Here is a 17,939-nt window from a genome sequence, read left to right as displayed (position 1 = left end):
TCATTGACACCCGAGAGGAACCTCTTCGATGGATCTCCAGCTTTCCGGCCGTGTGGCCGTCGTCACCGGCGCGTCCAAGGGCATCGGCCTGGCCGTGGCGCGCACCTTGGCGGAGGAGGGCGTGCACGTCGTGGCGGCCTCGCGTACCGCGCCCGACGCCAAGGTGACGCACGTCGCGGTGGACCTGATGGACCCGCAGGCACCCGCCCAGGTGATCGCCCGCGCCGTCGAGGAGTTCGGCGGCGTGGACATCCTGGTCAACAACGCCGGCGGGCCGCCCCCCGGTGTGACGCTGCCCCGGATCGGCTTCCTGACGCCGGGCGACGACGACTGGCAGGCCATGTTCGAGTTCAACCTGTTCTCGGCCGTACGCATGATCCGCGCGGCCGTGCCCCACCTGGTGGAGCGCGGCGGCGGCTCGATCGTGAACATCTCCTCCGGCTCGGCCCGCCAGCCCGGCGCCATGAACGTGGACTACGGCGCGGCCAAGGCCGCCATGAACCACGTGAGCAAGGCCGTCTCCGAGGAGTACGGCCCGCAGGGCGTCCGGGTGAACACGATCTCGCCCGGCCCGGTGCTCACCGACTGGTGGACCAAGGACGGCGGCGCCGCCGACGTCATCGCCGGGATGGCCGGGGCGTCGAAGGACGACGTGATCGCCCAGGTCGCCCCCGGCATGATGAAGCTGGCCACCGGGCGTCTGGTGAGCCCGCAGGAGATCGCCGACATGGTCGCCCTGCTGGTCTCGCCGCGTTCGGGCAGCACGACCGGCGCCGACATCGCCGTGGACGGCGGCTTCCTCAAGGAGATCTGAACCCTCCTGGCGGGTTGTGGCAAGACATCCGTGACCGATTCCCCACAGAAGGGCGGAGATGATCACGCAACCCGCCACCAGAGGGGCGGACTCGGAGCTGGTGAGCGCCTCCTTGACGGAACCGGAGGCGTTCGCCGAGCTGTTCGACCGCTACTCCGCCATGCTCTACCGGTACGTCTCCAAACGCCTCGGCCCCGAGCCCGCCGAGGATCTCGTCGGTGAGACGTTCCTTGTCGCCTTCTCCCGCAGGAAGAGCTACGACCTGTCGTACCCCGACGCCAGGCCGTGGCTCTTCGGGATTCTCACCAAGCTCATCTCCCGCCACCACCGCAAGGAGGCGGCGCGTTACCGGGCGTTCCTGCGTGCCCCCGTCGACCAAGACGTGGAGTCGCCCGCCGACCGCGTCGCCGCGGGGGTCACCGCGCAGGCCGCCGGACCCCGTCTGGCGGGCGCCCTGGCCGCGCTTCCCGCCAAGGACCGGGACGTCCTGCTGCTGATCGCCTGGGGGGACCTCACGTACGAGGAGGCCGCTCAGGCGCTCGGCATCCCGATCGGAACCGTGCGCTCCCGCCTCAACAGGGGCAGGCGGAAGGTGCGGGCCGCGCTCGGCGACACCAACCCCATGCTGGAGGAGGAGTGACCATGGACGATCTGAGGATGCTCCGCGACCTCGGCGGGGCTCTGGAGCACGAGCCGCCCGCGACGCTCGTCCGCCAGCGCGAACGCCTGCTGCGGGACCGCCCGCGCCGCAGGTGGACGCCCTTCTGGATGGCCGGGCTCGTCGCCGTGGGCACGGCCGCGGCCGTCGCGGTGCCGACCCTGCTGGTCAACGGCAACACCGTGGCTGCGCCGGCGATGGGCCCGGGGGCGGCCGACATGAGCGGCGCCCGCAACATCCTGGTGATCGGCTCGGACACGCGCGACGGGCCGGGCAACGCCAAGTACGGCCCCGCCATGGCCAGGACCCCCGACAAGGGCGGCGGGCGCTCCGACACCATCCTGCTCGTGCACGTGCCCGCCGACCGCGGCGCGGCCGTCGGGGTCAGCCTGCCGCGCGACTCGCTCGTGCGCATCCCGGCGTGCGGGTCGCAGCCGGCGAGACGGGACATGATCAACTCGGCGTACAACTCCGGGGGAGCGAGCTGCCTGAGGAAGACGCTGGAGAAGCTGACCGACGTCCGCATCGACCACACGGTCGAGGTCGACTTCACCGGTTTCAAGGGCATGGTGGACGCGCTCGGCGGCGTGGAGATCACGCTCAGGACGCCCGTGGACGACAAGGCGTCGAAGCTGAAGCTGCCCGCGGGCAGGGTCCAGCTCGACGGCGAGAGCGCCCTCGGCTACGCCCGCCTGCGCCGCTACGGCGACGGCTCGGACGTCCAGCGGATCAAGCGGCAGCAGATCCTGATGCTGGCGCTGCTGAAGAAGGCGAAGAGCGCGGCCTCCGACCCGAACCGGCTGAACGCCTTCCTCGGACAGGTGAGCAAGTCGATCAAGACGGACATGAGCCTCGAATCCATGGTCGAGCTGGCCACGAGCACGTCCGCCACACGGATGTCGTTCGTCACCGTGCCGTGGAAGCCGGCCAAGGACGATCCGAACCGGCTCGAATGGCGGCAGCCCGAGGCCGCGCAGCTGTTCAAGCGCCTGCAATAGGCGGGTCAGTGGGAGCGGTAGTGCCTGCGCAGGGCGATGCCCGCCGCGACGCCGCCCGCGATCGCGCCGACCCCGGCAGCGATCGGCAGGGCCGTCATGGTGGCCTTGCGGCCGGTGCGGAAGTCCTTGACCGGCCAGTCGTGCTTCCTGGCGTGCTCGCGCAGCTCGCTGTCGGGGTTGATCGCCACCGCGCTGCCGACCAGCGACAACATCGGCAGGTCGTTGGCCGAGTCGCTGTAGGCGGTGCAGCGGGTCAGGTCGAGCCCCTCGCGGCGGGCCAGCGCGCGCACCGCCTCCGCCTTGGCCGGGCCGTGGAGCAGGTCGCCCACCAGATGGCCGGTGTAGATGCCACCGGCCGTCTCGGCGACCGTGCCGAGCGCGCCGGTGAGGCCGAGCCGCTGGGCGATGACCCGGGCCAGCTCGACGGGCGTGGCCGTGACGAGCCACACCCGCTGGCCGGCGTCGAGGTGGCTCTGCGCGAGCGCGCGCGTGCCGCCCCAGATGCGGTCGGCCATGACCTCGTCGTAGATCTCCTCGCCGAGATGGACGACGTCGTCGACCTTGGCGCCCGCGACGAAGGCGAGCGCGGTCTCCCGGGCGACCGCGATGTGCTCGGGGTTCTCGTTGCCCCGCAGCCGGAACACGGCCTGGCCCACGGCGAACTTCAGCAGGTCGGAGGTGGTGAACATGCCGCGCGTGGCAAGGCCGCGGGCGAAGTGGTAGATGGAGGCGCCGCGCATCATGGTGTTGTCGACGTCGAAGAAGGCCGCCGCCTCCAGGTCGGGCTCGACCGGCTCGGCCGGCGCGACGGTGACCGCCGCCCGCGCCGCGGCCTCGCCGGCGGCCTCGGCCCCAACCTCGTGTCGTCGTCGCATTAGCCGCCACATGCGGTTCAGCTTACCTAGCCGGTGCCACGAGCCCCTCGATGTAGTCGAGGTAGCCCGCGGCCTGTCCCTTCTGTGCCTCGTTGAGCTGGTCCAGCATCGGCTCGACCACGTCCCGCTGCTTCTGCGCGAACTTCTTGATCTTGGACGAGCGGGGCTGCGTACGCGTCAGCCGGCTGATGCCGGAGCGGGTGGAGTCCTCCATGTCCTTGAGCGTCTCGCCCACCAGCGGGCTGTCGGTGGACGAGCCGAGCAGGCTGGCGACCTCCTTGGCACGGGTCTCGGCCGAGGCCAGCTCGCGCGCGCCGCGTTCCGCGTCGTCGGTGCTCAGGTGCACGAAGGTGCTCTCCGCGGCCCTCTTGAGCGGGTACAGCGTGTCGCCAGGGACCGCCTGGTACGTGGTGAAGGCGGCGATCACCATGACCCCCGCCAGGCCGAACGTGGCGAGCTGGGACAGCAGCGGGCGGCGGCGCCGAACGGGCGGGCCGGCCGGGGCCGGGGCGCGCTCCTCGTCGGGGGCCGACAGCAGCAGGCGGCCGGAGACCAGGTCCTCGCGCAGCCGCTCGCGGAAGGCCGGCTCCGGCCCGCCGCCCACGGACGGGCCCCGCAGCTCCGTGAGACGCTCGATGACGAGCTCCCGCCGCCTGCGCGCCCTACTCATGACAGCTCCCTGAGGGATCCAGCCGTGACAACTGGCCTAACGAGGTGCGGGTGGGGGAGGTTACGCCAGGTCGTGCTTGAGTGCCCTGGCGAGCGTTCGAATGGCTCGAAACTGCAGCGCTTTGATCGCTCCACTCTTCTTCCCCATGATCAACGCGGTTTCCGCGAGCGAGAGGCCGTGCAGGAAGCGCAGCACCACGCATTCCTGCTGGTCGGGATTGAGATCGCGGACGGCGCGCAGCACCCGGTCGTTGATGATGGCGGTGACCACCGCGTTCTCCGGGATGTGCGAGCCTTCGAGCGGTACGTCGATCAGCTCCCCCGTCGGGATCTCCAGTCGGTAGCGGCCGGACTTGAAGTGGTCGGCGACCAGGTTCCTGGCGATGGTGACGAGCCAGGCGCCGAAGTCGCGGCCCTGCCAGGTGAAGTCGCCGATCCTGCGCAGCGCGCGCAGGAAGGTCTCGCTGGTGAGGTCCTCGGCGAGCTGGTGGGCGCCGACGCGGAAGTAGATGTAGCGGTAGACCAGGTCCACGTAGCGGTCGTAGAGCGTGCCAAAGGAGTCCGTGCATCCGTTCTTGGCGTGCAGCACCAGCGTGCGGATGTCGTCGGGCACTTCTTCGCGCACTTCTTCGCGCACGCCAAGCTCGCCCGTCCGGGCAGGTCCAGCGACCGGCGGAGCAAGCAGCCCGGCGAACGGCCACGAATCAGGCATCCGATATCCCTAGGGGTAAGGGGTGCGGCGTGCTCGAATACTCTAGAAATCAACTCGAAATTCCACAATCCGTGCCCGCTGGCATGGCTACGAGTAATCGCCCTATACCGTATAGGCGCATACCCCACAGCCTGCGGCGAAGCCCCTCATGGAGCGCCTGTTTCCTCTTCGGCTACCGGCCGGGAGGCATCGTCCGGCAGCATTGGAGTCACCATGGAGATCCTTGTTGCTGTCATAGCCCTTGCCGGTGCGCTCCTCGCCGCCGTCGCGACCGGAGCCCTGATCCGCCGGTTGCGCGACGAGCCCGAGGGCTGGTTGATCGCCTGGACCGTTGCAGCTGGAGCCCTGTGTCTGTCGCTGGCCGTGGTCGCCATCGGCTCCGTCCTGGGCTTCGGGCCGGTCACGTTCCGGATCTACCAGGTGACGGGTTCGCTGCTGGCGCCGCTCTGGCTGGCCGTGGGACTGATCCAGCTGATGGCCGACAAGGTGCCGCCGAGATTCCTCGCGTGGCTGTTCGGCATCGCGCTCACCGTCGTCTCCGTCGCGATCCTGACCTTCGACCCGCTCAGGTCCACCGACCTGGGCAAGAAGCTGCCGTCCGGCTCGGCCCTGTGGGGGCTCATCCCGGACAAGCTGCTCATCGGCGTGCACGCGATCGACGTGCTCGTCCTGCTGGCGTGCGTGGTGGTGGCCGCGCTCAAGTGGCGCGGCGGCGACGAGTACGACACCGACAACCTGCACGCGGTCCTGGTCATCGCGCCGTCGAGCATCGCGCTGGTGGGCGCCATGCGGTTCGCGGTCCCGCCGCTGTTCACCACGGCGCTGCTCGCGGTGGGCTCGGCGGCGATCTGGTACACCGTGCTGCGCCCGCTGGCGCCGTACGAGGACGACGACGAGGACGAGCTTGAGGCGCCGCACGACGACCGGGAGCACCGGCCGGGACGCAGGGCCGCGCCGGAGCCCGTGCCGGCCGCCGAGCCGCCTCCCGTGGCGCCCCCGCGCCGCTCACCCGGCCTGGGCGACCTGGTGGCCGAGTACCGGGCGGGCGACCAGCAGGTCGACTACGCCGCCCGCATGGGGGCCGCCCCCGACACCGGCCCGGCGACCGGCTACATCATGAACGGCTCCCCGCCCCCGCGCATGGACACCTCCCCGCGCATGGAGCCCCCGCCCCAGCGGCCCGACTACTCGATGCCCGGCACCGGCGTGGCCTACCCGGGCGCCGAGCTGTTCAGCCCGTCGCAGCCGCAGCCGCAGCCGCAGCCGCAGCAGGGCGGGGGCCGTCCCGCGCCCAGCATCTACGGCCTGCTCACCGTCTTCACGATCATGGACGGCGCCGGTGCCGCGTTCGACCGCCTGGCGGAGGCCACCGTCGAGGCCGTGCGCCGCAGCGAGCCCGACACGCTCGTCTACGCCTGCCACGCGGTCAAGTCGGCCCCCCTGCAGCGCATCGTCTACGAGCTCTACCGGGACGAGGTCGCCTACCGCGACCACCAGCGCCAGCCGCACGTCGAGCGCTTCCTCAACGAGCGTCAGGCGATGGTCCTGGCCACCAACGTCATCGAGCTCAACGTCAACGCCGCGAAGGTGGTGCCGCTGCCCACCGTGATGTTCTAGGCCAGGGCGGCGCGCAGGCGGGTCTCGTCGACCCGCCAGAAGTCGTGCTGCACGCCGTCGATCAACGTCACCGGGATCATCTCCCAGTACTTCTCCCTCAGCTCCTCGGAGGAGTCGATGCTGACCTCCTCCCACGGCACACCCAGCTCTCCGGCCACCCTGGCGATGACCGCGCGGGCGTCGTCACAGAGGTGGCAGCCGGGCTTGCCGAGCAAGGTGATGCGATGCATGTCCCCAACGGTAGCGCCCCTACTTTGTGCATCGGTTCACAAAGGGATTAACCTGAAAGACGGTTCTAATCCGTTCACGCGGTCCCCACCGCCCGTTCCCTGGAGCTCCGGCACGTGAAGAGCCCGTCCCAGTCCCGTGACCGCGGCATCCCCGAGGCGACGGTCGCCAGGCTTCCGTTGTACCTGCGGGCGCTGCACGGGATGGCGGAGCGCGGCGTCGCGACCGTGAGCTCGGAGGACCTGGCCGTGGCCGCGGGCGTGAACTCGGCCAAGCTCCGCAAGGACCTCTCGCACCTCGGCTCGTACGGCACCCGCGGCGTAGGCTATGAGGTGGAGTACCTCGTCTACCAGATCTCCCGCGAACTCGGCCTCACCCAGGACTGGGCGGTGGCGATCGTCGGGGTCGGCAACCTCGGCCGCGCCCTGGCGAACTACGGCGGTTTCGTCTCCAGGGGCTTCCGCGTGGCCGCGCTCTTCGACGCCGACCCCGAAGTCGTGGGCGACACCATCGCGGGGTTGAATGTGGAGCACATCGACGAACTGGAAGCCGTCATCAGGCGGCGTGGAGTCTCGATCGTGGTACTGGCGACACCGGCGGCAGCGGCGCAGGAAGTGTGCGATCGCGTTGTCGCCGTGGGCGTGACCAGCATCCTGAACTTCGCCCCAGTCGTCCTCACCGTTCCGGACACCGTCGACGTCCGGAAGGTCGACCTGTCAATCGAACTGCAGATTCTCGCGTTCCACGAGCAACGCAAAGCTGGGGGGCCACTCATGGCGGTGGACGGTCAATGAGTGTTCTGGCGATCGGACTAAGCCACCGGACCTCTCCGGTGGCTCTTCTCGAACGCGTCTCGGTGACCGGTGACGCGCTGGTCAAGCTGCTGCACGACGTGCAGCAGGACGCCAGCGTCGCGGAGGCCATGGTGATCTCGACCTGCAACAGGGTCGAGATCTACGTCACGGTCGACCGCTTCCACGCCGCGGTCACCTCGATCAGCGGGCTGCTGGCCGTGCACTCGGGTGTGCCGGCCGACGAGCTGACCCCGCATCTCTACGTGCACTACGAGGAGCGGGCCGTCGAGCACCTGTTCTCGATGGCGTGCGGCCTCGACTCCATGGCCGTCGGCGAGGGCCAGATCCTGGGCCAGGTCCGCCAGGCGCTCAAGCTCGCCCAGAAGCACGGCACGGTCGGCGCGACCCTCAACGAGCTGACCCAGCAGGCGCTGCGCGTCGGCAAGCGCGCCCACGCCGACACCGGCATCGACCAGGCGGGCCCCTCGCTGGTCTCGGCGGGCCTCGCGCTCGCGGGCGACCTGGCCGGGCGGCGGGCGCTGGTGGTGGGCGCCGGCTCGATGAGCTCGCTGGCCGCCGTCACGCTGCAGCGCGCCGGCGTCACCGACATCGTCGTGGCCAACCGCACGTACGAGCGGGGCGCGCGGCTGGCCGACTCGGTCGGCGGCCGGGCCGTCGGGTTCGCCGCCGTGCGCGAGGAGCTGGCGGGCGCCGACGTCGTCATCACCTGCACCGGCGCGGGGCGGCACGTCATAACCCCGGATATGCTGACCAGGGGCGCGTTCCTGCTGGACCTGGCGCTGCCGCACGACATCGACCCGGCCGTGCGCGAGGTGCCCGGCATCACACTGGTCGACCTGGAGACCATCCAGGAGTCCGGCATCGGCTCGCACGGCGGCGACGCCGTCGAGTCCGTGCGCGCCCTCGTGGCAGAGGAGCTCAACACCTACCTCGACGCCGCCCGCGCCGCCCGCGTCACCCCGACCGTGGTGGCGCTGCGCAGCAAGGCGGCGGGCGTGGTCGAGTCCGAGCTCGGCCGCCTGATGATGCGTATGCCCGATCTCGACGACAAGGCCAGGGACGAAGTCGCCATGACCGTGCAGAGGGTCGTTGACAAACTGCTTCACGAGCCGACTGTGCGTGTCAAGCAGCTCGCCGCCGGTCCAGGGGGCGATCATTATGCGGAAGCCCTGCGTGAGTTGTTCGATCTCGACCCGAAGATGCCCGCGGCCGTGAGGGAGGTGGAGCTGTGAACCTGCGGTTGGGCACCCGCCGCAGTGTGCTGGCGACCACGCAGTCCCAGATGGTGGCCGACGCCCTCACCGAGCGCACCGGGCGTCCGGTCGAGCTGGTGGGCGTGACGACCTTCGGCGACGTGACCAAGGCCCACCTGGCGCAGCTCGGCGGCACCGGCGTGTTCGTCAGCGCGCTGCGCGACAAGCTGGTCGAGGGCGAGATCGACTTCGCCGTCCACTCGCTCAAGGACCTGCCGACCAAGCAGGACCCGCGCTTCACGCTGGCCGCGCTCCCCGAGCGCCACGACCACCGCGACGCGCTGGTCGGCTCGCACAAGTTCGCCGACCTGCCCGCCGGGGCCCGGGTCGGCACGGGCTCGCCGCGCCGGGTCGCCATGCTGAGCGCGCTGCGCCCCGACCTTGAGTACGTCCCGATCCGCGGCAACGCCGACACGCGCATCGGCAAGATCGCCGCGGGCGAGCTCGACGCCGTCGTGCTGGCCAGCGCCGGGCTGACCAGGCTCGGCCGCGGCGGCGAGATCGCGCAGATCTTCGAGGTCGAGGAGCTGCTGCCCGCCCCCGGCCAGGGCGCGCTCGCCGTCGAGTGCCTGGCCGGCCGCGCCGACCTGGTCGAGACCCTGGCCGTGCTCGACGACCCGCGCACGCGCAGCGCGGTGACCGCCGAACGCGCCGTGTTGTCCGCACTGGAGGCCGGCTGCGCCGCTCCCGTGGGTGCTTTCGCGGCCGATGACGGGCACACTCTGAACCTGACCGCCACGGTCGTCTCCATCGACGGCCGCGAAGCGGTCCGCAAGTCCGCCGCCGGCTCTCCTTCGGAGGCTGCACAGCTGGGCCGCCTCCTGGCGGCCGAGATGATCGCCGAAGGGGCCGACAGATTGATGGGGGAGCAATCCCATTGAGCTCCGATAGTCCAACCTCCGGTTTCGTCGCCTTCGTGGGGGCGGGTCCCGGTGACCCCAACCTGCTGACGCTCCGCGCCGCCGAACTCCTGGGCAAGGCGGACGCCGTCGTGCTCGACGACGAGCAGTTCGGCCCGCTGCTCAAGTACTGCCGCGAGGGCGTCGAGGTCGCCGAGGGCGACTACGTCCAGCGGGCCAAGGCCGGGCAGCTCGTGGTGCGCCTGTGCGCGGGCGACCCCATGTTGTTCTCCTCGATCGACGACGAGGTCGCGGCCTGCGTGGCGGCGGAGGTGGACTTCGAGATCGTGCCCGGCGTGCCGCCCGCGACCGCGGTGCTCACCTACGCCGGCATCCCGGCGGCCACGGCCGTGCCCGAGTTCCGCGTCGTCGACGCTGCTCAGGAGCAGGACTGGTCGTCCCACGCCGCCACCCGCGGCACGCTGGTGATCTACAACGGCATCACCGAGGCCGTCGCCATCGGCAAGGCGCTGATCGCCGGCGGCAAGCCCGACACCACGCCCGTCGCGGTCAGCAGCGGCGGCACCACCACCGAGCAGTACACCGTCGTGTCCTCGCTCGGACGGCTGCAGGCCGACCTCAAGCACGCCGGGTTCACCGAGCCCGCGCTGATCGTGGTCGGCGAGGCCGTGGGGCAGCGCGACAGGCTGTCGTGGTTCGAGACCAAGCCGCTGTTCGGGTGGCGGGTGCTGGTGCCGCGTACCAAGGAGCAGTCGCGCAGTCTGTCCGAGCAGCTCATGGCCTACGGCGCGGTGCCCGAGGAGGTGCCGACCATCTCGGTCGAGCCGCCGCGCACGCCGCAGCAGATGGACCGCGCCATCAAGGGCCTGGTCACCGGCCGCTACGAGTGGGTGGCCTTCACCAGCGCCAACGCCGTCAAGGCGGTGCGCGAGAAGTTCGAGGAGTACGGGCTCGACGCGCGGGCCTTCGCCGGGCTCAAGGTGGCCGCCGTGGGCGAGGCCACCTCCCAGGCCCTGGTCGAGTTCGGCGTCAAGCCCGACCTGCTGCCCTCGGGGGAGCAGTCCTCCGAAGGGCTCGTGGCCGAGTGGCCTCCCTACGACTCGATGCTCGACCCGATCAACCGGGTGCTGCTGCCGCGGGCCGACATCTCGACCGACACGCTGGTGGCCGGGCTCACCGAGCTGGGCTGGGAGTGCGACGACGTGACGGCGTACCGGACGGTCCGCGCCGCGCCGCCGCCCGCGCCCATCCGCGAGGCGATCAAGGGCGGCGGGTTCGACGCCGTGCTGTTCACCTCGTCCTCCACCGTGCGCAACCTGGTCGGCATCGCGGGCAAGCCGCACAACGTCACCGTGATCGCGGTGATCGGGCCGCAGACGGCCAAGACGGCCGAGGAGTTCGGGCTCCGGGTCGACGTCATGTCCGACAAGCCATCCGCATCCGCCTTGGCCGCAGCGCTGGCCGAGTTCGGTGCCAAGCAGCGCCAGGCGGCCGTGGCCGCGGGTGACAGCCCGCGCAAGCCCTCCCAGAACCGCCGTGGCGCCAGGAGGAGAGCCAAGTGAGCGCCCAGTTCCCCGTCGCACGTCCCCGGCGCCTGCGCCGCAATCCGGCGCTGCGCCGGCTGGTGTCGGGCACCCGGCTGCACGCCGCCGACCTGATCCTGCCGATGTTCGTCAAGGAGGGCATCGACGAGCCGCAGCCGGTGGCGTCGATGCCGGGTGTGTTCCAGCACACCCGCGACTCGCTGCGCAAGGCCGCGCACGAGGCGGCCGAGGCGGGCGTGGGCGGCCTGATCCTGTTCGGCATCCCGGCGGTCAAGGACGCGACCGGCTCGGCGGCCGACGACCCCGACGGCATCCTCCAGGTCGCCCTGCGCGAGGTGAACGCCGAGGTCGGCGACGCCCTCGTGGTCATGGCCGACACCTGCCTCGACGAGTTCACCGACCACGGCCACTGCGGCATCCTCACCCCGTCCGGCGACGTCGACAACGACGCCACGCTTGAGCGCTACGCCTCGATCGCGGTGGCCCAGGCCGCCGCCGGCTCCCAGATGGTGGCGCCGAGCGGCATGATGGACGGCCAGGTCGGCGCCATCCGGACCGCGCTCGACGGGGCCGGCTACGCGGACGTCCCGATCCTGGCCTACTCCGTCAAGTACGCCTCCGCCTTCTTCGGCCCGTTCCGCGAGGCGGCCGAGTGCGCGCCGCAGTTCGGCGACCGCAGCACCCACCAGCAGGACCCGGCCGGTCCGCTGGAGGAGGCACTGCGCGAGGTCAGGCTCGACCTGGCGGAGGGCGCCGACGCCGTCATGGTCAAGCCTGCGCTGGCCTACCTCGACGTCATCACCCGGGTGCGCGACGCGGTCGACGTGCCGGTGGCGGCGTACCAGGTGAGCGGCGAGTACGCGATGGTCGAGGCGGCCGCGGCCAACGGCTGGGTCGACCGCGAGCGGATGATCATGGAGTCGCTGGTCGCCATCAAGCGCGCCGGCGCCGACCTGATCCTCACGTACTGGGCGACGGAAGTGGCACGAGGGCTCTAACCATGGGGTTTCCCGTCAACTCCTGAGGCCTGTGCGTTAGAGTGCGATAACAAGTGCTGGTGTGTCCCGCGGTGCGCGAACGGCCCGGAGCCGGGACCTCCTCAGGCGCTGGACTTCGACGGGAGACACCATGGTGGGGGTACCACTGGCTCGGCGTACCAGAAAGCGGTCGCGGCCGACGCGCATCGATACTGTGCTGGAGTACGCGTCCCTGGGCTGGCCCGTCGTGCCGGGGGCCTTTCCGCTGCGTCACGGCCCCCGCGCGTGCTCGTGCGACCGCGTCGGCTGTCCCGACCCGGGCGCCCATCCGCTCTCGCCCGCCTGGCACATGCAGGCCACGACGGACACGACGCTGCTGACCCGCTGGTGGGAGAGCGAGCCCGAGGCCAACGTGATCCTGCCCACAGGGCGCGTGTTCGACGTGTTCGACGTACCGCTCGCCTCCGGCCTGTCAGCCCTCACCAGGATCGACGCCGCCGATGCCCACCCAGGCCCGGTCGCCGCTCAAGGCGACCGGGTCTTGTTTTATGTGGCCACCCGCGGCAATCCCGAGGACGAGGACGAGTGGTGGTCCTGCCAGCTCGACTGCGACCCGGCCACCATCGACGACACGCCGGGCCTGCGCTGGCACTGCCGCGACAGCTACGTGCTCGCGCCGCCCTCGACCCTGCCCACGGGCCAGCCGGTCTCCTGGCTCCGGCCGCCGGACGGCCGCCCGCTGCCCGACCCGCTGCGCATCCTGGAATGGCTGGCCGACTGACCACGCCCTGCGGCGAGGGCACCGGTACGCGGGGCTAACCTGGGTCGGGTGAGCCGTACACAGAACTCCGAGGACCTGTTCGCCCGCGCCAGGGAAGTGGTGCCCGGCGGCGTCAACTCGCCCGTGCGCGCGTTCGGCGCGGTGGGCGGCACGCCGCGTTTCATGGCCTCCGGCCAGGGGCCCTACATCACCGACGTCGACGGCAACCGCTACGTCGACCTGGTCTGCTCCTGGGGTCCGATGATCCTCGGCCACCGGCATCCCGCGGTCGTCGAGGCCGTCTCCGGCGCGGTCGCCCACGGCTTCTCCTACGGCACCGCCACGCCCGGCGAGGTCGAGCTGGCCGAGGAGATCGTCTCCAGGATGGCGCCGGTCGAGAAGGTGCGCCTGGTCAGCTCCGGCACCGAGGCGACGATGAGCGCGGTGCGCCTGGCGCGCGGCTTCACCGGGCGGTCCAAGGTGATCAAGTTCGCCGGCTGCTACCACGGGCACGTCGACGCGCTGCTGGCCTCGGCGGGGTCAGGGGTGGTGACGTTCGGGCTGCCGGACACGCCGGGGGTCACCGGGGCGTCGGCGGCCGACACGATCGTGCTGCCGTACAACGACATCCAGGCGGTGGAGGAGGCGTTCGCGGCGGCCGAGGTGGCCTGCGTGATCACCGAGGCGTGCCCGGCGAACATGGGCGTCGTCCCGCCGCGCGACGGCTTCAACGCCCGGCTGCGCGAGCTGTGCACGGCCAACGGCGCGCTGCTCATCGTCGACGAGGTGCTCACCGGCTTCCGCGTCTCGTCCGCCGGCTGGTACGGCCTCGACCCCGTCGACGCCGACCTCATGACGTTCGGCAAGGTCATGGGCGGCGGCCTGCCCGCGGCGGCGTTCGGCGGCCGGGCCGACGTGATGGCCTTCCTGGCTCCGGAGGGCCCGGTCTACCAGGCGGGCACGCTGTCGGGCAATCCGCTGGCCTGCGCGGCCGGCCTGGCCACCCTGCGCGCCCTCGACGCCGACGCCTACGCGCGCATCGACGCGGCGGCGCTCGCGGTGGGCGACGCGGCGGCCGAGGCGCTGGCGAAGGCGGGCGTGCCCCACCGGTTGCAGCGGGCCGGCAGCCTGTTCTCGATCTTCTTCGCCGAGGCCGAGGTGAGCAACTTCGACCAGGCGAAGGCCCAGAACACCGCGGCCTTCACCGCGTTCTTCCACGCGATGCTCGACCAGGGTGTCTATCTGCCGCCGTCGGCGTACGAGGCGTGGTTCCTGTCGGCGTCCCACGACGACGAGGCGCTCAACCGGATCGCCGACGCCCTGCCGGCAGCGGCGAAGGCGGCCGCGGCGGTTCTGTGACCCGGCGCGGCCTGGTGCCGGCGTAGAGCACGCCGGCGACGATGAGGGCCGCGGCCAGGAGCTCGATCCAGGAGAGCGGCTCGCCGGCCACCAGCGCGGCCGACGACATGCCGAACACCGGCACGAGCAGCGTGTACGGCGCCACGGTCGAGGCGTCGTACCGGCGCAGCAGCCAGCCCCACACGCCGAACCCGCCGAGCGTCGAGACGAAGGCCACGTAGGCCAGCGACAACCATCCCTCGGCGGGGGCGGCCAGCACGGGCGGCCCCTCGACCAGCAGCGACAGCAGCAGCAGGGGCGGCGCCGAGAAGGCGCTCACCCAGACCATGAACCGCAGCGAGTCCGGCGGCGCGGCCCTGCGCTGCACCACGTTGCCGAGGCCCCAGGCCGCGGCGGCGGCCACGCACAGGGCGAAGGCGCCCAGCGGGCCGGACACCCCGAAGTCGAACGCGACCAGGGCCAGGCCGCCGAAGGCGACCGCCAGACCGAGGACGCGGCGGGCGGTGGGCCGCTCACCGAGCAGCGTCACCGCGAACAGCACGGTGAAGAGCGCCTGCATCTGCAGGACGAGAGAGGTCAGCCCGGCCGGCATGCCCGCTCGCATGCCCACCAGCAACAGGCCGAACTGACCCACTCCGAGCGTGGCCGCCACCCCGGCGACCCCGCGCCACGGAACTCCGGGCCGCCCCACGAGCAGCAGGGCGGGGAACGCCGCCAGGGTGAACCTGATGCCCGCGTACAGCAGCGGGGGGAAGTACTTCAGGCCGACCTGCATGACGACGAAGTTGAAGCCCCAGACGGCCGCGAGGCCGACGGCGAGGGCGAGGTGGCGGGGGCTCACGCAGAGCGGGTCTTCTGGTGCCGGTTGCGCTGCTCGCGGGCCTGCTCGGCGAGCACCTTGAGGTACGAGGTGGAACGGGTCTCGGGCTTCCTGCTCTTAATGATTCGCATGCATATATTTTCATCTGCTTCAGATACAACCACAAGCGAGACTTTCTACGCTAAACCCTTTAGTCTGGCTTACATGTTGGACCTGAACCGGCTCAAGGCTCTTCACGCCGTGCACGTCTACGGTTCGGTCGGCGCGGCGGCCGACGCGCTCATGGTCACGCCCTCGGCCGTCAGCCAGCAGATCGCCAAGCTGGAGCGGGAGACGGGCGCCCGGCTCATGGAGCGCAACGGGCGCGGCGTCCGGCTGACCGACGCCGCGGGCCTGCTCGCCGAGCACGCCGAACGCATCCTCGCCCTGGTCGAGACCGCCGAGGCGGACTTCGAGGCCCTGCGCGGCGAGGTCGTCGGCCGGCTCAGCATCGCCGCCTTCGCCACCGCGACCCGCGGGCTGATGCCCGGCGCGGTCGTCCGGCTCAAGAAGAACCACCCCGACCTGCACGTGCACCTCTACGAGCGCGAGCCCGAGCGGGTGCTGCGCGAGGTGGCCAGGGGCGAGCTGGACCTGGGCGTGATGCAGGACTGGCTCAACCGGCCCATCGCCATGCCCGAGGGCCTGTCCAGGGCCACGCTGCTCGACGACGTGGCCGACGTCGCCATCCCCGCCGGTCACCCGCTGGCCGGGCGCAGGGAGGTGGGGCTGGCCGAGCTGCACGGCGAGCAGTGGATCAGCTCCTCGCCCGGCACGGTCTGCCACGACTGGCTGGTCTTCACGCTGCGCAACGCCTCGCTGGAGCCGGAGATCGCCTGCATGGCCGACGAGTACCCGACCCAGCTCGCCCTGGTCGCCGCCGGGCTGGGCTGCGCGATCGTGCCGCGGCTGGGCCGCGACTGCGTGCCCGACGGCGTGCGGCTGGTCCCGCTCATGCCGCGGCAGTCGCGCCGCATCTACGCGGTGTGGCGCACCGACGCGGCCCGCCGTCCCGCGATCAGGGCCACGGTCGAGGCGCTGGTCGCCGTCAGCCGCGAGCAGGAGAACGCCTGGGCGGTCAGCTGAGCACCCGCCACGCGCCTGCCCCCGCCTCCGCGCCCGCGCTCAACTGAGCGCGATCGCCACCACGCCGCCGAGGATCACGCCCGCCGCCAGCAGCCGCCGCCGCAGGTCGCCCTCGGCCAGCAACCGCCCGCCGAGCACCACCGCGATCAGCACGCTCACCTCGCGCGCCGGCGCGACCACGCTCACCGGCGCCATCGTGAACGCGACCAGGATCAGCAGGTACGACAGGAAGATCAGGAACGCCGCCCCCACGATCCGCGACCGGTGCTCCCGCCACACGCTCACGACCAGCCGCCGCCTGGCCCCGGCGACGAACGGCGTGAGCGCCAGCGCCCGCCCGACCTCCCCGAGGTAGTTGAGCATGATCGGCGCCACCGCGAACGCGCTGACCACCTGCGAGTCCCACACCGTGTACCCCGCGATGAACAGCCCCACGACCAGCCCGGACACCACCCCCCGCAGGTCGCCGCGCCCGGCCGCGCCGCCGCTCATCATGAACACGCCGACCCCGACGAGCACGATCCCGGCCACGCCGGCCGGCGCCGGATGCTCGCCCAGGAACAGCACGGCCACCAGGCTGGCCAGCATCGGCCCGGTGCCGCGGGCGACGGGGTAGACGAGCGACAGGTCGCCCGCGCCGTAGCCACGCTGGAGCAGCACGAAGTACCCCAGGTGCAGGGCCGTGCTGCCGCAGATCACCGCGAGGTCGCCCCACGACAGCCGGGCGCCCGTGACCAGCAGGAACCCGGCGAACAGCGGGCTCCACACCACCGTGGCCACGACCCCGATCAGCCAGAGGAAGACGATCCCGTCGGCCTGGGCCGCCTTCTTGCTCAGCAGGTTCCAGGTGGCGTGCGCGACGGCGGCGACGAGAATGAGGACCAGCGCCCAAGGGCTCATGCGGGCGACTCCTTCCAGGGGTGACGGAGAGGAGCCTCCAGGCTTTTGTCCCGTCAGCTGTACGACCCCCCGGGGGCCGTGGCGCCGCTCGGACCTGTCTTCCGGCCCTGGTTGTGGTGGCGGGGGAGGGCAGGCCGGACGCGGAACCCTAGGCGCAGTCGTCCCCGACCCTACCGCCGCGCGAAATGCCGGACCAGGCAGCCCCTGACTATGACCGGCATCGAAACGGATAGGCTGTGGCACACCATGGCTGAAACCACCGTCGTCCACCTTTTGCGCCACGGTGAGGTGCACAATCCCGGCGGCATCCTGTACGGCAGGCTGCCCGGCTACCACCTGTCCGACACCGGCAGGCTCATGGCCGAGACGGTCGCCAAGGCCGTCGGCGGTCGCGACATCGTCGCCGTCCACAGCTCGCCGCTCGAACGCGCGCTGGAGACCGCGGCTCCGCTCGCCGACAAGCTCGGCCTCGACGTGACCAAGGACGACCGCCTGCTCGAAGCGGCGAACATGCTGCAGGGCCGTCCGGTCGGCCAGGGGCTGGCCATCCTCCGCAACCCGCGCAACTACCGCTATTTCTGGAACCCCCTGCGCCCGTCGTGGGGCGAGGCGTACCCGGCGATCGTGGCGCGGATGAAGGCGGCGGTCGACGACGCCAGAGCCGCCGCGCGCGGGCACGAGGCCGTCCTGGTCAGCCACCAGCTCCCGATCTGGACGATCAGGATGGCCGCCGAGGGCCGCCGGCTCTGGCACGACCCGCGCCGCAGGCAGTGCGCGCTGGCCAGCCTCACCACCTTCACCTTCGAGGGCGACCGCCTGGTCAGCGTCGGCTACAGCGAGCCGGCCGGATCGCTGAGCGCGGGGCCGTCGATACCAGGGGCCTGATGTCCGGGCCATGAGTCCCCGCCGGTAGAGTTGCAAGCTCTACCGGTTGTAGTACAAGGAGATCATCCTC

The 17,939-nt window shown here is 71.5% G+C and carries 19 protein-coding genes; 13 read left to right on the top strand and 6 right to left on the bottom strand.

Annotation, left to right across the window (positions count from 1 at the left end; genetic code table 11):
- Positions 1-28: 28 nt before the first annotated feature.
- The 3 genes from AB0J97_RS00310 to AB0J97_RS00300 are packed head-to-tail and all read left to right on the top strand — an operon-like array spanning position 29 to position 2,470.
- Positions 29-814: an SDR family oxidoreductase gene (locus AB0J97_RS00310; protein WP_357692463.1), complete on the top strand. Its 786-nt coding sequence runs from the start codon at positions 29-31 to the stop codon at positions 812-814.
- 58 nt (positions 815-872) lie between these two features.
- Entirely contained in the window at positions 873-1,454 is a 582-nt protein-coding gene (locus AB0J97_RS00305; RefSeq protein WP_364082626.1) for an RNA polymerase sigma factor, read from the top strand.
- Between the two features lie 2 nt (positions 1,455-1,456).
- On the top strand, positions 1,457-2,470 hold the full coding sequence (locus AB0J97_RS00300; RefSeq protein WP_364082623.1) for an LCP family protein: 1,014 nt from the start codon (positions 1,457-1,459) through the stop codon (positions 2,468-2,470).
- A gap of 5 nt (positions 2,471-2,475) precedes the next feature.
- Here the strand turns inward: AB0J97_RS00300 and AB0J97_RS00295 are convergent, their stop codons facing one another.
- From AB0J97_RS00295 to AB0J97_RS00285, 3 genes are read right to left on the bottom strand one after another with little or no spacing between them, the layout of a single operon-like run.
- Complete coding sequence (locus tag AB0J97_RS00295; RefSeq protein WP_357692457.1) at positions 2,476-3,345, bottom strand: HAD-IB family hydrolase; 870 nt, start codon at positions 3,343-3,345, stop codon at positions 2,476-2,478.
- 22 nt (positions 3,346-3,367) lie between these two features.
- Positions 3,368-4,015, bottom strand: coding sequence for a DUF5667 domain-containing protein (locus AB0J97_RS00290; RefSeq protein ID WP_364082620.1), 648 nt, complete (start codon positions 4,013-4,015; stop codon positions 3,368-3,370).
- Between the two features lie 60 nt (positions 4,016-4,075).
- On the bottom strand, positions 4,076-4,651 hold the full coding sequence (locus AB0J97_RS00285) for a sigma-70 family RNA polymerase sigma factor (RefSeq protein WP_364082617.1): 576 nt from the start codon (positions 4,649-4,651) through the stop codon (positions 4,076-4,078).
- A gap of 288 nt (positions 4,652-4,939) precedes the next feature.
- Here AB0J97_RS00285 and AB0J97_RS00280 point away from each other — a divergent pair, with 288 nt between their 5' ends.
- A complete protein-coding gene (locus AB0J97_RS00280; RefSeq protein WP_357692451.1) occupies positions 4,940-6,343 on the top strand; it encodes an antibiotic biosynthesis monooxygenase in 1,404 nt (467 codons plus the stop codon).
- On the opposite strand, the gene AB0J97_RS00275 is transcribed toward AB0J97_RS00280, so the two are convergent.
- Positions 6,340-6,573, bottom strand: a complete 234-nt coding sequence (locus tag AB0J97_RS00275) for a glutaredoxin family protein (RefSeq protein ID WP_357692449.1) — start codon at positions 6,571-6,573, stop codon at positions 6,340-6,342. The two genes, AB0J97_RS00280 and AB0J97_RS00275, sit on opposite strands and share 4 nt — an antisense overlap.
- A gap of 114 nt (positions 6,574-6,687) precedes the next feature.
- Between AB0J97_RS00275 and AB0J97_RS00270 the strand changes: the two genes are divergently transcribed.
- The 7 genes from AB0J97_RS00270 (at position 6,688) to hemL (ending at position 14,139) form a co-directional block, all read left to right on the top strand.
- Positions 6,688-7,365 carry a redox-sensing transcriptional repressor Rex gene (locus AB0J97_RS00270; RefSeq protein ID WP_364082613.1) on the top strand — a complete coding sequence of 226 codons (678 nt, stop codon included), beginning with the start codon at positions 6,688-6,690 and terminating at the stop codon, positions 7,363-7,365.
- Positions 7,362-8,618 carry a glutamyl-tRNA reductase gene (locus tag AB0J97_RS00265; protein WP_364082610.1) on the top strand — a complete coding sequence of 419 codons (1,257 nt, stop codon included), beginning with the start codon at positions 7,362-7,364 and terminating at the stop codon, positions 8,616-8,618. The genes AB0J97_RS00270 and AB0J97_RS00265 overlap by 4 nt, the downstream gene beginning before the upstream one ends.
- Positions 8,615-9,520 (top strand): hydroxymethylbilane synthase, encoded by a 906-nt coding sequence (gene hemC, locus AB0J97_RS00260; protein ID WP_364082607.1) that lies wholly within the window; start codon positions 8,615-8,617, stop codon positions 9,518-9,520. Before AB0J97_RS00265 ends, hemC begins: the two co-directional genes overlap by 4 nt.
- A 35-nt stretch (positions 9,521-9,555) precedes the next feature.
- Entirely contained in the window at positions 9,556-11,061 is a 1,506-nt protein-coding gene (locus tag AB0J97_RS00255) for a bifunctional uroporphyrinogen-III C-methyltransferase/uroporphyrinogen-III synthase (RefSeq protein ID WP_357692441.1), read from the top strand.
- Positions 11,058-12,041: a porphobilinogen synthase gene (gene hemB, locus AB0J97_RS00250; RefSeq protein ID WP_357692439.1), complete on the top strand. Its 984-nt coding sequence runs from the start codon at positions 11,058-11,060 to the stop codon at positions 12,039-12,041. Before AB0J97_RS00255 ends, hemB begins: the two co-directional genes overlap by 4 nt.
- A 130-nt stretch (positions 12,042-12,171) precedes the next feature.
- On the top strand, positions 12,172-12,801 hold the full coding sequence (locus tag AB0J97_RS00245; RefSeq protein WP_357692437.1) for a bifunctional DNA primase/polymerase: 630 nt from the start codon (positions 12,172-12,174) through the stop codon (positions 12,799-12,801).
- 48 nt (positions 12,802-12,849) lie between these two features.
- Positions 12,850-14,139 carry a glutamate-1-semialdehyde 2,1-aminomutase gene (gene hemL / locus AB0J97_RS00240; protein WP_364082602.1) on the top strand — a complete coding sequence of 430 codons (1,290 nt, stop codon included), beginning with the start codon at positions 12,850-12,852 and terminating at the stop codon, positions 14,137-14,139.
- On the opposite strand, the gene AB0J97_RS00235 is transcribed toward hemL, so the two are convergent.
- The gene (locus AB0J97_RS00235) at positions 14,081-14,980 is read right to left on the bottom strand and encodes an EamA family transporter (RefSeq protein WP_364082599.1); all 900 of its coding nucleotides are present in this window, start codon (positions 14,978-14,980) and stop codon (positions 14,081-14,083) included. The two genes, hemL and AB0J97_RS00235, sit on opposite strands and share 59 nt — an antisense overlap.
- A gap of 183 nt (positions 14,981-15,163) precedes the next feature.
- Between AB0J97_RS00235 and AB0J97_RS00230 the strand changes: the two genes are divergently transcribed.
- Complete coding sequence (locus AB0J97_RS00230) at positions 15,164-16,084, top strand: LysR family transcriptional regulator (RefSeq protein WP_357692431.1); 921 nt, start codon at positions 15,164-15,166, stop codon at positions 16,082-16,084.
- Positions 16,085-16,123: 39 nt separating this feature from the next.
- Here AB0J97_RS00230 and AB0J97_RS00225 read toward each other — a convergent pair whose 3' ends face one another.
- The gene (locus AB0J97_RS00225) at positions 16,124-16,984 is read right to left on the bottom strand and encodes a DMT family transporter (protein ID WP_364082596.1); all 861 of its coding nucleotides are present in this window, start codon (positions 16,982-16,984) and stop codon (positions 16,124-16,126) included.
- 246 nt (positions 16,985-17,230) lie between these two features.
- On the opposite strand from AB0J97_RS00225, the gene AB0J97_RS00220 reads away from it, so the two are divergent.
- Complete coding sequence (locus AB0J97_RS00220; protein ID WP_364082593.1) at positions 17,231-17,869, top strand: histidine phosphatase family protein; 639 nt, start codon at positions 17,231-17,233, stop codon at positions 17,867-17,869.
- Positions 17,870-17,939: the final 70 nt, after the last annotated feature.

Origin of the sequence: Nonomuraea sp. NPDC049607 (genome assembly GCF_040675375.1) — a bacterium.
Taxonomy (GTDB): Bacteria; Actinomycetota; Actinomycetes; order Streptosporangiales; family Streptosporangiaceae; genus Nonomuraea.
The sequence above is the reverse complement of the archived record's forward strand: the minus strand, read 5'-3'. Positions and strand labels throughout refer to the sequence as shown.

Bases quoted from the DNA above. Each gene is read 5' to 3' on its own strand.
- AB0J97_RS00300 (WP_364082623.1), top strand. From the start codon at position 1,457: ATGGACGATCTGAGGATGCTCCGCGACCTCGGCGGGGCTCTGGAGCAC.
- AB0J97_RS00280 (WP_357692451.1), top strand. From the start codon at position 4,940: ATGGAGATCCTTGTTGCTGTCATAGCCCTTGCCGGTGCGCTCCTCGCC.
- AB0J97_RS00295 (WP_357692457.1), bottom strand. From the start codon at position 3,345: ATGCGACGACGACACGAGGTTGGGGCCGAGGCCGCCGGCGAGGCCGCG.
- AB0J97_RS00275 (WP_357692449.1), bottom strand. From the start codon at position 6,573: ATGCATCGCATCACCTTGCTCGGCAAGCCCGGCTGCCACCTCTGTGAC.
- AB0J97_RS00225 (WP_364082596.1), bottom strand. From the start codon at position 16,984: ATGAGCCCTTGGGCGCTGGTCCTCATTCTCGTCGCCGCCGTCGCGCAC.
- AB0J97_RS00310 (WP_357692463.1), top strand. From the start codon at position 29: ATGGATCTCCAGCTTTCCGGCCGTGTGGCCGTCGTCACCGGCGCGTCC.
- AB0J97_RS00305 (WP_364082626.1), top strand. From the start codon at position 873: ATGATCACGCAACCCGCCACCAGAGGGGCGGACTCGGAGCTGGTGAGC.
- AB0J97_RS00230 (WP_357692431.1), top strand. From the start codon at position 15,164: ATGTTGGACCTGAACCGGCTCAAGGCTCTTCACGCCGTGCACGTCTAC.
- AB0J97_RS00265 (WP_364082610.1), top strand. From the start codon at position 7,362: ATGAGTGTTCTGGCGATCGGACTAAGCCACCGGACCTCTCCGGTGGCT.
- AB0J97_RS00290 (WP_364082620.1), bottom strand. From the start codon at position 4,015: ATGAGTAGGGCGCGCAGGCGGCGGGAGCTCGTCATCGAGCGTCTCACG.
- AB0J97_RS00220 (WP_364082593.1), top strand. From the start codon at position 17,231: ATGGCTGAAACCACCGTCGTCCACCTTTTGCGCCACGGTGAGGTGCAC.
- AB0J97_RS00245 (WP_357692437.1), top strand. From the start codon at position 12,172: ATGGTGGGGGTACCACTGGCTCGGCGTACCAGAAAGCGGTCGCGGCCG.